The organism is Rhodococcus sp. Chr-9 (genome assembly GCF_000801125.1).
Taxonomy (GTDB): domain Bacteria; phylum Actinomycetota; class Actinomycetes; order Mycobacteriales; family Mycobacteriaceae; genus Rhodococcus; species Rhodococcus pyridinivorans.
Map to the genome: position 1 here is coordinate 21,800 of NZ_JTIZ01000096.1, position 13,548 is coordinate 35,347.

The 13,548-nt window shown below is 67.8% G+C and carries 11 protein-coding genes and 1 pseudogene; 6 read left to right on the plus strand and 6 right to left on the minus strand.

The features are described from left to right. Positions 1-23 precede the first annotated feature (23 nt). Both QR64_RS14270 and QR64_RS14275 read right to left on the minus strand, forming a co-directional pair. Positions 24-1,553, minus strand: coding sequence for an AMP-binding protein (locus QR64_RS14270; RefSeq protein WP_006551910.1), 1,530 nt, complete (start codon positions 1,551-1,553; stop codon positions 24-26). Positions 1,554-1,694: 141 nt separating this feature from the next. Then, positions 1,695-2,582 (minus strand): crotonase/enoyl-CoA hydratase family protein, encoded by an 888-nt coding sequence (locus tag QR64_RS14275; protein ID WP_230826402.1) that lies wholly within the window; start codon positions 2,580-2,582, stop codon positions 1,695-1,697. Between the two features lie 45 nt (positions 2,583-2,627). On the opposite strand from QR64_RS14275, the gene QR64_RS14280 reads away from it, so the two are divergent. From QR64_RS14280 to QR64_RS25905, 4 genes and pseudogenes are all read left to right on the plus strand, one after another. Continuing rightward, positions 2,628-4,295, plus strand: coding sequence for an acyl-CoA synthetase (locus QR64_RS14280; RefSeq protein WP_019290099.1), 1,668 nt, complete (start codon positions 2,628-2,630; stop codon positions 4,293-4,295). A gap of 8 nt (positions 4,296-4,303) precedes the next feature. Continuing rightward, the gene (locus QR64_RS14285) at positions 4,304-5,416 is read left to right on the plus strand and encodes an NAD(P)H-dependent flavin oxidoreductase (protein ID WP_019290098.1); all 1,113 of its coding nucleotides are present in this window, start codon (positions 4,304-4,306) and stop codon (positions 5,414-5,416) included. A gap of 275 nt (positions 5,417-5,691) precedes the next feature. Further along, a complete protein-coding gene (locus QR64_RS14290; RefSeq protein ID WP_039585821.1) occupies positions 5,692-6,912 on the plus strand; it encodes a CaiB/BaiF CoA transferase family protein in 1,221 nt (406 codons plus the stop codon). 93 nt (positions 6,913-7,005) lie between these two features. After that, positions 7,006-7,233, plus strand: a pseudogene (locus QR64_RS25905) (nitronate monooxygenase); the annotation flags it as partial. Here QR64_RS25905 and QR64_RS14295 read toward each other — a convergent pair. The 4 genes from QR64_RS14295 to QR64_RS14310 all read right to left on the minus strand — a co-directional run bounded on the left by QR64_RS14295 (position 7,199) and on the right by QR64_RS14310 (position 11,793). Beyond that, the gene (locus QR64_RS14295) at positions 7,199-7,612 is read right to left on the minus strand and encodes a DUF3253 domain-containing protein (protein WP_235367149.1); all 414 of its coding nucleotides are present in this window, start codon (positions 7,610-7,612) and stop codon (positions 7,199-7,201) included. The pseudogene QR64_RS25905 and the gene QR64_RS14295 sit on opposite strands and share 35 nt — an antisense overlap. A gap of 226 nt (positions 7,613-7,838) precedes the next feature. Next, the gene (locus QR64_RS14300; protein ID WP_039585829.1) at positions 7,839-9,473 is read right to left on the minus strand and encodes a long-chain-fatty-acid--CoA ligase; all 1,635 of its coding nucleotides are present in this window, start codon (positions 9,471-9,473) and stop codon (positions 7,839-7,841) included. A gap of 4 nt (positions 9,474-9,477) precedes the next feature. Beyond that, complete coding sequence (locus QR64_RS14305; RefSeq protein WP_019290094.1) at positions 9,478-10,593, minus strand: acyl-CoA dehydrogenase family protein; 1,116 nt, start codon at positions 10,591-10,593, stop codon at positions 9,478-9,480. Positions 10,594-10,608: 15 nt separating this feature from the next. Beyond that, positions 10,609-11,793: an acyl-CoA dehydrogenase family protein gene (locus QR64_RS14310; protein ID WP_039585900.1), complete on the minus strand. Its 1,185-nt coding sequence runs from the start codon at positions 11,791-11,793 to the stop codon at positions 10,609-10,611. Positions 11,794-11,925: 132 nt separating this feature from the next. Between QR64_RS14310 and QR64_RS14315 the strand changes: the two genes are divergently transcribed. Further along, complete coding sequence (locus QR64_RS14315) at positions 11,926-12,111, plus strand: ferredoxin (RefSeq protein ID WP_006551900.1); 186 nt, start codon at positions 11,926-11,928, stop codon at positions 12,109-12,111. Between the two features lie 132 nt (positions 12,112-12,243). Then, a complete protein-coding gene (locus tag QR64_RS14320) occupies positions 12,244-13,170 on the plus strand; it encodes a 3-oxoacyl-ACP reductase (protein ID WP_039585831.1) in 927 nt (308 codons plus the stop codon). Positions 13,171-13,548 lie beyond the last annotated feature (378 nt).

Consider the following 13,548-nt stretch of genomic DNA (forward strand, 5'->3'; position numbering starts at 1 on the left):
CGTGAGGACGGTTTCCGCNGGCGTCAGGAGGCGTAGGCCGCCTTCAGCTTGCCCTTCACCAGCTTGCCCGTGGGGGTGCGGGGCAGTTCGTCGACGAAGTCCACCGACCGCGGCACCTTGAAGTGGGCGACCCGCTCGCGGACGTACGCGATGAGGTCGTCGGCGAGATCGGGTGATGTGGTGGCACCGGACGACACCTGCACGACGGCCTTGACCTCCTCGCCCATCTCCGGATGGGGTACGCCGATGACGGCGACGTCCTCGACGGCCGGGTGCAGGGCGAGCACGTTCTCGATCTCCTGCGGATAGATGTTCACTCCGCCGGAGATGATCGTGAACGACTTGCGGTCGGTCAGATACAGATAACCGTCCTCGTCGAGGTAACCGAGGTCGCCGACCGTAGTCCATGTGGGATGCTCGGGATGCTGCGACGCCGCGGTCTTCTCGGGATCGTTATGGTACGAGAACGGAACCTTCTCGTACTCGAGGTAGATGGTCCCCACCTCACCGGCCGGGAGTTCCCGCCCTTCCTCGTCGCAGATGTGCGCGGGCCCGAGCACGCTCTTGCCGACCGAACCCGGGTGTTCGAGCCATTCCTGGCTGTTGATGAACGTGATCCCGTTGGCCTCGGTGGAGCTGTAGTACTCGTAGATCACCGGTCCGAGCCAGTCGATCATCGACCGCTTGACCTCCGGCGGGCACGGCGCGGCGGCGTGGACGAGCACGCGCAGACTCGACAGGTCGTGGCGGGCACGGATCTCGTCGTCGAGCTTGAGCATGCGGACGAACATCGTCGGCACCATCTGCCCGGCGGTGATCTTGTGCTCCTCGATGTGCCGGAGCGCGGTCTCGGCGTCGAACTTCTCGGCCAGGACCACCGTGCCGCCGAGCGCGTGGATCGCCCCACCCCAGCGCAGAGGCGCTGCGTGATAGATCGGGGCGGGGGAGTAGTAGACGTCGGAGTCGGTGAGGCCGAAGAGGAACTGCGCCACCGTCACCAGCGGCTCACCGGGTTCGTCGACGCGACGTTCCGGGAGATCCGGCTGGATTCCCTTGGGGAAGCCCGTGGTTCCGGACGAGTACAGCATGATGGCGCCGCACGGTTCCTCCTCGAGCCGCGGACCGGCCCCGGCGAGGGCGTCCTCGTACGACTCGAAACCGCGCACGGCGCCGCCGAACGCGAGTCGCGCGGAACCGATCGTGACCTTCTCGCCGACCTGTTCGGAAAGCTCACCCAGCGTCGTCGAGACGATCAGGGCCTTCGCGCCGCTGTCCTCGACGATGTACGCCACCTCGCCGGCGGTGAGGTGGCTGTTGACCGCCGTGATGTACAGCCCGGACCGCATTGCGGCCCAGAACACCTCGAATGCCTCCGGCCGGTTGTCGGTGAGGAGGGCGACGACGTCGCCGGGGCGGAGCCCGGCATCGTGCAGCACTCGGGCGAGCGCCGCTGACCGGTCGTCGAGTTCGCGGTAGGTCAGGCTCCGGCCACTGTCGGCCAGGACGACGGCGAGCTTGTCCGGGGCGGTGCGGGCGTGGACTCCTGGATACATGGGGGCTCCTCATTGCCTCGACATCGCCTCGACGAACACTGTGATCTTGTGGTCTGGATCACGGCCGACAATGTAGCAGAGCTAAGGAGATGGTTGTGACCGTGCTCTCACGGGTGGGAGTGCGGTCCACAGTGGCGCAGGTCAGGAACCCGAGAACTTCGGGGCGCGCTTCTCCGCGAACGCCCGCGGCCCCTCCTTGGCGTCGGCGCTCTTGAAGACGGCGGCGCCCAGTTCGGCGTCGATCCGGAACGCCTCCTCCTCGTGCAGACCTTCCGCGTCGCGGATGGTCCGGAGGATGGCCTGCACGGCGACCGGGCCGTTGTTCGCGATCGTCTCGGCGATCTCGAGGGCCTTGTCGAGTGCGGTGCCGTCGGGGACGACGTAGCCGATGAGCCCGATCTCCTTGGCCTCGGCGGCCTTGATGTGGCGGCCCGTGAGCAGGATGTCGGCGGCGATCGTGTACGGGATCTGCCGGACGAGGCGCACGGCGGATCCGCCGAGCGGGAACAATCCCCACTTCGCTTCGGAGACGCCGAATTTCGCGCTCTCGCCGGCGACACGGATGTCGGTGCCCTGCAGGATCTCGGTGCCACCGGCGATGGCGGCACCCTCGACGGCCGCGATGAGTGGCTTCGTCAGACGGCGGCCCTTCAGTAGTGCGGGGAGCCGACTGAGATCCCACCCACCGCCGTTGCTCCGCTCGCCCTGCTCGAACTTGTCTCCGGGAGGCGCTGCATTCATGGCCTTGAGATCGGCACCCGCGCAGAACGCTCCACCGGCGCCGGTGAGGATCGCGACGCGGATCTCGGGATCGTTGTCGACGCGATCCCAGGCCTCGTTCATGATCGCCATCATTTCGCCGGACAGCGCATTTCGTGCCTCGGGGCGGTTGAGCGTGACGATCAGAACGTGGCCGCGTTGCTCGACGAGGCAATGCGGTTCGCGGGACGAAATGTCCGAATCGGCTGCGCCGGGGGCTTCGGTAGCGGACACTGGCGGGACTCCTCGCAGGATTGTGAACTGGATCATATTCAGGTCTTGTCAGAAACGGTAACACGTTCTACTTTTGTCAGTGTGGCCCTAAACATCGCAGACCTCGTCGAACACGCAATCGACCTCGTTCCCGAGCGCGTCGCGCTGGCTTCGGACGGACGTGAGGTCACCTACGCACAGCTGGAGGAACGAGCCAACCGACTTGCTCATTACCTGCGCGAACAAGGTGTGAAGCCGGGCGACAAGGTCGGCATCTACTCGCGCAACACCATCGAGGCCGTAGAGGCGATGATCGCGGTCTTCAAGATCCGCGCGATCATGATCAACGTCAACTACCGTTATGTCGAGAACGAGTTGCAGTACATCTTCGACAACTCCGACATGGTCGCGCTCGTCCACGAACGTCGCTACTCCGACAAGGTCGCGAACGTCCTGCCGAACACTCCGCTGGTGAAGACCGTCGTGGTGGTCGAGGACGGCACCGACGTCGACTTCTCGGCCTATAGCGGCATCGAATACGAAGCGGCACTGGCGCAGAGCAACCCGGAACGCGACTTCGAAGACCGCAGCGCCGACGACATCTACATGCTCTACACCGGCGGCACCACCGGTCACCCCAAGGGCGTGATGTGGCGTCACGAGGACGTGTGGCGCGTCCTCGGCGGCGGTATCAACTTCATGACCGGGGAATGGGTCAAGGACGAATGGCAGCTGGCGAAGGAGGGCGCCGAGAATCCCGGTCTCGTGCGCTATCCCATCCCGCCGATGATCCACGGTGGCGCCCAGTGGGCGCTGTTCCAGTCGTTGTTCAGCGGCGGCAAGGTCGTCATGCACCCCGAGTTCTCGGGCCACGAGGTGTGGCGCATCATCGACGACCACAAGGTCAACGTCATCTTCATCACCGGCGACGCCATGGCCCGCCCCATGCTCGACGCACTGGAGGAGGGCAACCCGGCAACCGGTCAGCCCTACGACCTCTCGACCCTGTTCGCCATGGCATCGAGTGCGGCCCTGTTCTCCCCGTCCATCAAGGACCGTTTCCTCGACCTGCTGCCCGGCAAGATCATCACCGACTCCATCGGCTCGTCCGAGACCGGCTTCGGTGGCATCGGCATCGCCGAGAAGGGCAAGACCCTCGGCGGCGGCCCCACGGTGAAGATCGACGAGTCGACCACCGTCCTCGACGACGACGGCAACCCGATCGAACCGGGTTCCGGAAAGGTCGGCATGGTCGCGCGCACCGGCAATATCCCGCTCGGCTACTACAAGGACGAAGCCAAGACCAAGGCGACCTTCCGCGAGTACAACGGGATCCGCTACTCGATCCCCGGTGACTACGCGCGCGTCGAGGGTGACGGCACCGTCACAATGCTCGGCCGCGGTTCGGTCTCGATCAACAGCGGCGGCGAGAAGGTCTACCCCGAAGAGGTCGAGGGCGCACTCAAGCAGCATCCGGCGGTCTTCGACGCCCTGGTGGTCGGTGTGCCGGACGAGCGCTTCGGCGAGCGGGTCTGCGCCGTCGTCGCCCTGCGCGAGGGCGAGCAGACGACGCTCGACGAACTCATGACGACGGCACGGTCGAAGATCGCAGGGTACAAGGTGCCGCGCGCGGTGTGGTTCGTCGACGAGATCAAGCGGTCGCCGGCCGGCAAGCCCGACTACCGGTGGGCCAAGGACCAGACCGGATTGCGTCCGGCCGACGAGGTCTACAACAACGGCGACGGCAACGGCGCCGCGGCGACGGGATAGAAGGACGCATGCAGACCGGCCTCAACAAGAAGTTCGGTATCGAGTATCCGATCTTCGGATTCACGCCTTCCGAACACGTCGCGGCGGCGATCAGCCGCGCGGGTGGACTCGGTGTCCTCGGGTGTGTGCGGTTCAACGACCCGGAGGAACTCGACGCCGTCCTGACCTGGATGGACGAGAACACCGACGGCAAACCGTACGGCGTCGACATCGTGATGCCCGCCAAGGTGCCCACCGAAGGCACCGCGGTGGACCTCGACAAACTGATCCCCGCCGAACACCGTGCCTTCGTCAACCGCACGCTCGAAGAACTCGGTGTGCCGCCGCTGTCCGACGACGTCGGCAAGGCGAGCGGTGTTCTGGGCTGGCTGCATTCGGTCGCGCGTTCGCACGTCGACGTGGCACTCGCACACCGGCCCGCCCTGATCGCCAACGCCCTGGGGTCACCGCCGAAGGACGTCATCGACCTCGCGCACGAGAAGGGAGTGCCGGTCGCGGCACTCGCGGGTGCGGTCGAGCACGCGAAGCGGCACGTCGAGAACGGTGTCGACATCGTGATCGCGCAGGGCTACGAGGCCGGCGGGCACACGGGTGAGATCGCATCGATGGTGCTGTGGCCCGAAATCGTCGATGCGCTCGGCGATTCCGCGGCAGTGCTCGCCGCCGGTGGTGTGGGATCGGGACGGCAGGTCGCGGCGGCGCTGGCCCTCGGCGCCTCCGGTGTGTGGATGGGTTCGTACTGGCTCACCACCTCGGAGTACAAGCTCGGGGCGGCCGCGCACGGTCCGTCGTCGATCCAGCGCGCGTTGCTCGGAGCGAGCTCGTCCGACACCGTGCGGTCGCGGATCTATTCGGGAAAGCCCGCGCGTCTGCTCAAGACCAAGTGGACGGAGGCGTGGTCGAAACCCGGTGCGCCCGAACCGCTGCCGATGCCGCTACAGAACATCCTGGTGAGCGAGGCGCATCAGCGCATGTCGGCGGCCGATGACCCCGAGGCCGTCGCGATGCCGGTCGGGCAGGTGGTGGGGCGGATGAACGAGATCCGTCCCGTCGCGGAGATCATGGCCGACCTCGTGCGGGGCTACGACGAGGCCGTCGATCGGCTGAACGAGGCGCGATAGGACCACAGTGGTGGGGTGGCAGGTGCCCGGGGTGGAGTGATCCGCCCCGGGCACCGTCCCTTTCCGGGATCTGCGTCGGCCGGGGTGTCGCCGGACAGGGGGGCAGCGGCGGTCGGGGGTGGGGGTCGACGGCTGAGGTGTGCCCGATCCGGCACTACCCTGGGGTGGACGTGACGCGAGCGGTACCGGTCGTGAACCGCACCGCAGCGGACTCGAAGCGTTCACCGAGGGGGAGGCCGTTCACCTCGGTTACCGAGCAGAGGACGGAAGACGCAGTGACACAGGCCGAGTCGCAGGCAACCGGAGCGCTCGCGGACATCAGGGTGCTCGAACTGGGCACCCTGATCGCCGGGCCGTATGCAGGACGCCTGCTCGGCGACATGGGCGCCGACGTCATCAAGATCGAGGACCCGAAGCGGCCCGACCCGCTCCGCACCTGGGGGCAGGGCGAGCGGGGCGGGCATCGCTTCTTCTGGACGGTGCACGCGCGCAACAAGCGCTGCGTCACCCTCGATCTCCGGGCGCCCGACGGGCAGGAACTGTTCCGGCGTCTCGTCGCCGAGTCCGACGTGGTGGTCGAGAACTTCCGTCCCGGCACGCTCGAGAAGTGGGGGCTCGGCTACGACCTGCTCTCCGAGATCAATCCGGGCATCGTGCTGGCTCGCGTCTCCGGATACGGGCAGACCGGTCCCAAGGCCGGGCAGGCCGGCTACGCGTCCGTGGCCGAGGCTGAGAGCGGTCTGCGGCACCTGAACGGCTATCCCGGGCAGGCGCCCCCGCGACTCGCGCTCTCCCTGGGCGACTCCCTCGCCGGGATGTTCGCCGTGCAGGGCATCCTCGCCGCGCTGCTCGGCCGCGAACGGACCGGACGCGGGCAGGTCGTCGACGTGGCGCTCACCGAGGCGTGCCTCGCGATCCAGGAATCGGTGATCCCCGACTACGACGTCGCAGGCGTCGTCCGCGGCCCCTCCGGCACCCGGCTCGAGGGCATCGCCCCGTCGAACCTGTACCGGACGTCCGACGACATGTGGATCGTCATCGCCGCCAACCAGGACACCGTCTTCCGTCGCCTGTGCGCGGCGATGGAGCGCCCCGAGCTCGCCGACGACCCGCGCTTCGCCGACCACCTCGCGCGCGGCGTGAACCAGGACGAGCTCGACGCCCTCATCGGCGAGTGGGCGGCGACGTGGACGCTCGACGACCTGCTGGCGCACCTGTCGTCGTCGGGTGTGGTGTCCGGGCCGGTGAACACCGTCGCGGAGGTCGTCGCCGATCCGCAGTTCCAGGCACGGGACATGATCGTTCCGCATCACGACGAGCGCACCGGCGCAGACGTACTCGGCCCCGGTGTGGTGCCGACGCTCACCGGGACGCCGGGTTCGGTGCGTCGTGCCGGCCCGCCCGTCGCGGGATACGACAACGCGGCGGTCTACGGCGAGATCCTCGGACTGAGCGACATCGAGCAGAAGGAACTGCGCGAGCGCGGAATCATCTGAGGTACGCAACGCGAGGCGAAGGCTCGCAACGTCGGCAGTCACTACCGGTGTTGCAAGCCTTCGTCCGTTGTTGCGTACCTTCCGCGCAAGGTCACCCCGCAGGTGGAGGTGGCGCTGCAGCATCCGAATGTCACGCTCATCGCCAACGCACTCGGCACCCCGCCGGCCGACATGATCGAGCACATCCACACAGCCGGTCGCAAGGTCGCGGCGCTGTGCGGTTCGCCGAACCAGGCCCGCAAGCACGCCGACGCCGGTGTCGACATCATCATCGCTCGGATTCGTCTCACGGGGAGGGACGAGGGTGCTCGAGGTTCGGTCCGGGTGCAATCCGGATCGGACCTCGTGCCGTCTCCATGTCCACCGGCTCGCCCTTCTGCGTGATCACCACGTGTTCGCTGCGTTCGAGTTCGGCGGCCACCGAGCGTGCGGCGTCCATGAGGTCGCGCCACGAGTCGCCACCCGCGACCCGCGCGGCGTCGCTGGGACAGATGGTGGACGGATCCCGTTCCCGGAGCAGCGCGCAGATCGTGGCCGCCAGCCGTTCACGATCCGCATACTCGTCGCGTGGTTCCCACCACGGATGCCCGCGTTCACCGAGCGCGACCTTCGCGTCCTGGACGCGGTGCCGTGCGGAGTCGCCGTCGCTCTTCACGAGACGCCGAGCGCGCATCAACTCCGCCACGAGTTGCTTTTGCAACGGTTCAGGAATCGTGGGATCGGTGGCACGCCAGCGCCGCCCGTTCACCACCACATATCTGCCGTCCGGCGTGCGCTCCGCCCCTCCGGATGACCCGTCGGTGTCCATCGGTCCCGCCCGTCACTCGACTCGACGGCGACGGAAGTCCTTCCGGACTTGTCGCCGAACAACCACCGTCGCGGCACAACTGTACGCGCGGGAGCGCGTCGGCCGAGGGGCGACGACGCTATCGCGCAGAAGTGCCGAGGGAGGCCGGTTCGAGAAGCTGCACCAGTTCGTCCGACAACAACCGGAATTCGGAATCGCCACGTTCCCGAAGCCACACCGGATCGCTGCAGGACCAGCGTTCGGCGGCCAGAGAACGGGTCAGGACCTTGAAGGTCGCGGTGCGGGGGAACTCGCTGCAGACACGGATCAGACCGGGCATCTGCTTGGGGCCGAGATCGGTCTGTGCATCGAGGAAACGCGCGAACGCGACCGGGTCGAAGTCGGAGCCCGCCGCAGGGATCACCGCGGCCATCACCCGGTCGCCGACGTTGCGATCGGGCACCCCGTACACCGCGACCTGAGCGAAGCCCTCGTACCGCATCAGGATGCGCTCGATGGGCGCCGCACCGAGATTCTCACCGTCCACCCGGAGCCAGCCCGAACTGCGCCCGGCGAAGTACACGAAACCGTTCTCGTCCTGGTAGGCGAGGTCGCCGCTGTGATAGCGCCCGTCGCGGAGGCGTTCGGCGTCGGCCTCGGGATTGTTGTAGTAGCCGTCGAACAGACCGGCACCGCGCACGTTGACGAGCTCGCCCGTCGCGGCGTCGGCGTTGGTGATCCTGCCGTTCGCGTCGAACACCGCTGCCGGGCAGCGTTGCCCCGTCTCGGGATCGAGGATCTCGATGCCCTCGGGAAGTCTGCCGAGGGATCCGGCCGGGGCGTCGGGAGCCGAGGCGATCGCGATGCCGCCCTCGGTCGAGCCGAAGCCGTCGACCACCCGCGCGCCGAAACGGCGGGTGAACTCGGCGACGGCGGTGGCAGACGCCTCGTTGCCGTACATGATGCGCAGCGGGTTGTCGTGGTCGTCGGGGTGTTCGGGAGTCGCCACCACATACGACAGCGGCTTGCCGACGTAGTTCGCGAAGGTCACACCGTAACGGCGGACGTCGGGAAGGAAACCCGACGCCGAGAACCGGCGACGCAGGGCGATGCTGCCGCGCGCGGCGAGTCCGATCGACCAGCCGGCGATCATCGCGTTGGAGTGGAACAGGGGCATCGACACGTACACGGTGTCGTCGGAGCCGAGACCGAACCGCGTGGCGAGCATCGTCGCGGGATCGGTGAACTTGCGGTGCGTGCACCGCACGGCCTTCGGGTCGCCGCTCGTGCCCGACGTGAAGATCAGCATGAACAGGTCGTCGGGGGAATGCGCGGCAGTCTCCACGACCGTGCCGGCGAACGGGGCGAGCATCGCCGTCCACTCGGGGGAGTCGACGTCGATCACCCGCACGTCGCCGAGATCCACACCGTCGAGCAGGGACGCATGTGCGGCCTCGGTGAACACGACCCGGCAGTCGGCGAGCGCGATGTCGCGGGCGAGCGCCGCACCGCGCCGGGTCGTGTTCAGGCCCACCACCACCGAACCGGAGAAGGCCGCGGCGCCGAGCAGCAACGAAAACTCCGGGACGTTGTCCATGAGGATCCCGATGTGCTTCGGTGCCGGGCCGTCGAGCAGGTCGCGCAGCAATGCGGCGCGTCGCCGGGACTGTGCGACGTGTTCGCGCCAGGACAGTTCGGTCTCCTCGAAGCGCAGTCCTCGATCGTCGACGTCGGCGAGTCGTTCGAGCAGTTCGGTGACGGTGAAGGCGGTCATGCGATCAGGCCGGGACGTCGGCGAGTTCGCGTCCGAGCGCGCGCAACTGGTCGGTGGCGGAGCCGAGCAGGAACTCGTGGTGCTTGGCCGCGAGGAAGTAGCGGTGCACCGGATGGTCCTCGTCGAGTCCGACACCGCCGTGCACGTGCACGGTGGTGTGCGCGACACGGTGTCCCGCATCGGCAGCCCAGAAGGCCGCGGTGCGCAGGGCGTCGTCGTGACGCTCACCCGAAACCATGCGGAAGGCGGCCTGCCACAACGTCAGACGCACCGCCTTGACGTCGATATAGGCGTCGGCGAGTCGCTGGGAGACGGCCTGGAAACTGCCGATCGGGCGGTCGAACTGGACGCGTTCGCGCGCGTACTGCGCGGTGAGCTCGAGCGCCTGCTCGAGGACGCCGCACTGGTAGGCGGCGGAGCCGAGCAGGCTGCGGTCGCGCAACCACGTCGCCACGGCGAGGCCGTCGGTGCCGAGGACACGATCGGCCGGGAGCGCGACCTGCTCGAGGGTGACGATGCCGCGACTGTCGAAGTCGGTGGTCTGCTGACGGGTGATCGAGACACCCGGATCGTCGGGTCGCACGAGGAAGACCGACACCGAGTCGCCGATGGTGGCCGGGACGAGGAAACCGTCGGCGACCGGCGCCGAGTCGACGACGATCTTCACGCCGTCGAGCACGTGACCGTCGCCCGTGGCCTGCGCCCGGGTCGCCGGGGTCGTGGGATCGGGGTTCAGTTCCTCGGCGAGCGCGGCGGAGAGGATCTGCTCGCCGGTCGCCGCAGGGCGTCCCCACTCGGCCTGCTGCTCGGCGGCGCCGAACTCCGCGATCGCCGACGCGCACGCGGCGATCGAGCCGATGTACGGGACGGCGGCGACGCCGCGGCCGAGTTCGCGCAGGATGCTCGCCTGCTCGAGCGGGCCGTAACCGTCTCCGCCCAGCGACTCGGGAAGAGCGGCGCCGAGCACGCCCGACGATGCGAGCGTGTCCCACAGGGTGCGGTCGAGGCGGTCCTCGGAGGCGTCGAGTGTGCGCAGGTGCTCGTTGGTGACGATGTCCGCGACGATGCTGCGGGTCAGTTCTGCGAGATCCTGCTGGGCCTCGGTAAGGGTGAAGTCCACGGTGCGCGTCCTTTTCTAACGCTTGGCGGGCGGCTGGCCGAGAGCGGTCATCGCGATGATGTCGCGCTGGACCTCGTTGGTGCCGCCACCGAAGGTGAGGATGAGGGAACTGCGGTGCATGCGTTCGATCCGTCCGCGGAGCAGCGCGCCGGCCGAGTTCTGCCGTACAGTCGCCGCGGGTCCGAGGACCTCCATGAGCAACCGGTAGGCCTCGGTCGCGAATTCGGTTCCGAACACCTTGTTGGCGGAGGCGGCCTCCGGGCCGAGCGGGGTCGTGCCGGCGCTCGAGGCGATGTCCCAGTTCATCAGCTGCAGGTATTCGGCCTCGGCGTGGACGCGTGCCAGGTTGATCTGGACCCATTCCTGGTCGATCACCCGTCGCCCGTCGGGCAGATGCGTCTCCTGCGCCCAGCGCCGGACCTCGGTCAGTGCGGTGCGCACGGGGCCGGCGGAGGTGAGCGCGACCCGTTCGTGGTTGAGCTGGTTGGTGATGAGCGCCCAGCCGCCGTCGACCTCGCCGACGAGTGCGGACGCCGGGACGCGTACGTCCTGGTAGTAGGTGGCGCTGGTGTCCGGACCGGCCATGGTGTGCACGGGGGTGTACGAGAATCCGGGAGTGTCGGTCGGCACGATGAAGACGCTGATCCCCTTGTGCTTCTTGACATCCGGGTTGGTGCGCGCGGCGAGCCAGACGTAGTCGGCGTAGGCGATCAGGCTCGTCCACATCTTCTGCCCGTTGATGACCCACTCGTCGCCGTCGCGCACCGCGGTGGTGCGCAGGGAGGCGAGGTCGGTGCCGGCGCCCGGCTCGGAGTAGCCGATCGAGAAGTGCAGTTCGCCCGCGGAGATGCGGGGGAGGAAGAACTCCTTCTGCTCGTCCGTGCCGTAATGCATGATCGTCGGCGCGACGGAATCGATGGTGAGGAACGGGACGGGCGCGCCGGCGATGGCCGCCTCGTCGGTGAAGATCAGTTGGTCCATCGCGGAACGGTTCTGGCCGCCGTACTCCTCGGGCCAGCCGAGGGTGAGCCATCCGTCCTTGCCTATCTGCTGCACGACCTCGCGGTACACGTTGCCGACGCCGTACTCCCCGGTCGTGGCCGCGAGCGCCTCGCGGCGCTCGGGTGTCATGATCTGTGCGAAATAGGCCCGCAATTCCTCGCGGAGGGCTTGTTGCCCGGGGGTGTAGGAGATATCCACGAACGCTCCGTTTCGTCGCTGCGTGTCCCCGCGAATCGTCTCTGTGGGATCATCGCGAATCATTGCACAGAATTGGAACGCGTTCTAGTCTGGACTCGATCGGTCGGCGCGAATGTGAAGCGAGGTCCCGGAATGGATGTCAAGGTCGACTTCGACCGCTGTGAAGCGAACGGCGTGTGCGTCGGGCTGGCGCCCGACGTCTTCGATCTCAACGACGACGACGAGCTGATCGTCACGCATCCCGTACCCGAGGGTAGCGAGGACGTCGTCCGCGAGGCCGTCGCCCAGTGCCCGCGTGCGGCCCTCGCCGAGGCATGAGCGTCGGACGGTGACCGGCACCGACCCTTGTCGGGAAAATAACAAGTTCTACATTCTCGGTGCCCCCGGGTCCTGGTGGGGAGAGTACCGGCGTGCGGCCGGCAATCGGCCCGAATCTCGAGGAGTACGTGGATGAGTGCGGACGCCAACGGTGGCGCGGAGAACGACGATCGGGTGTCTCTCGAAGGGCGGGTCGCCGTCGTCACGGGAGCCGGAGCGGGACTCGGACGTGCCGAGGCGCTCGCGCTCGCGCGGGCCGGAGCATCGGTGGTGGTCAACGATCTCGTGGAGAACGACGCGGTGGAGGACACCCTCGCGCGGATCCGCGATCTCGGTGCCGAGGCGGAGTTCGTGCCCGGCAGCGTCGCCGAGCGTGAGACGGCCGATGCGATGCTCGCCGCGGCGCACGGCAAGTTCGGTGGTCTCGACATCGTCGTCAACAATGCAGGCATCACGCGGGATCGGATGCTGCCCAACATGTCCGACGACGAGTGGGATTCGGTGGTCGCCGTGCACCTGCGTGGTCACTTCCTGTTGTCCCGCAATGCCGCGGCCTACTGGCGCGACCGGTCGAAGCAGGAGGGTGACCCCGTCTACGGGCGTCTGGTCAACACGTCCTCGGAGGCCGGTCTGCTCGGGCCGCCCGGGCAACCCAACTACGGTGCCGCCAAAGCCGGCATCACCGCGCTCACCCTCTCGGCCGCCCGGGGTCTCGAGCGGTACGGGGTCCGGGCGAACGTGATCTGCCCCCGCGCGCGCACGTCGATGACCGAGGCGGTCTTCGGCGACGCGCCGGACGACGGCATCGATCCGCTCTCGCCCGACCACGTCGCGAATCTGGTCGCCTATCTCGCCTCCCCGGCGGCCGATCGCGTCAACGGGCAGGTCTTCATCGTCTACGGACCCATGGTGGCCCTGATGGCCGCGCCGGTCGTCGAGCAGCGTTTCGACGCCGACGGGCAGTGGACCCCCGCAGCGCTCGCCGACGAGCTCGGCGGTTACTTCGCCGATCGTGATCCGGGCCGGACATTCTCGGCCTCGGCGGCTCTCGATCTGTAGTTCCGGCATCCCCTGCTGTTCCTGTTCGGGGACAGCAGGGGATGCCGTGTCTTCGTCTCCGGGCCGGGATCCTGCAACTACGGGTGACGGACACCGGGGTTCCGGTAGCGTCACGCCCACTCGGGCCGTTCCTCCGGCTCTCGCCCGGCCCCGCGTTTTGGCCTGGTACGTGTTCTAATTTTTTCCCCTCCTGCGACGACCCGATCGGGCCGTGACGGCCTCTCGTGCCGAGGTGATCGAGCTCGGGCCCGGCGTCGAGAATCTCACCGAAACCCCAGGGTAAAACCACTTATGAGCGTGTCGATGCGCGTCGGTCGACGCCCGTGTGTCCGTTCGGACGGAAATGGATCGAGATGCCCCTCGACGGATCTTTGACAG

Bases quoted from the DNA above. Each gene is read 5' to 3' on its own strand.
- QR64_RS14270 (WP_006551910.1), bottom strand. From the start codon at position 1,553: ATGTATCCAGGAGTCCACGCCCGCACCGCCCCGGACAAGCTCGCCGTC.
- QR64_RS14275 (WP_230826402.1), bottom strand. From the start codon at position 2,582: ATGATCCAGTTCACAATCCTGCGAGGAGTCCCGCCAGTGTCCGCTACC.
- QR64_RS14285 (WP_019290098.1), top strand. From the start codon at position 4,304: ATGCAGACCGGCCTCAACAAGAAGTTCGGTATCGAGTATCCGATCTTC.
- QR64_RS14300 (WP_039585829.1), bottom strand. From the start codon at position 9,473: ATGACCGCCTTCACCGTCACCGAACTGCTCGAACGACTCGCCGACGTC.
- QR64_RS14315 (WP_006551900.1), top strand. From the start codon at position 11,926: ATGGATGTCAAGGTCGACTTCGACCGCTGTGAAGCGAACGGCGTGTGC.
- QR64_RS14320 (WP_039585831.1), top strand. From the start codon at position 12,244: ATGAGTGCGGACGCCAACGGTGGCGCGGAGAACGACGATCGGGTGTCT.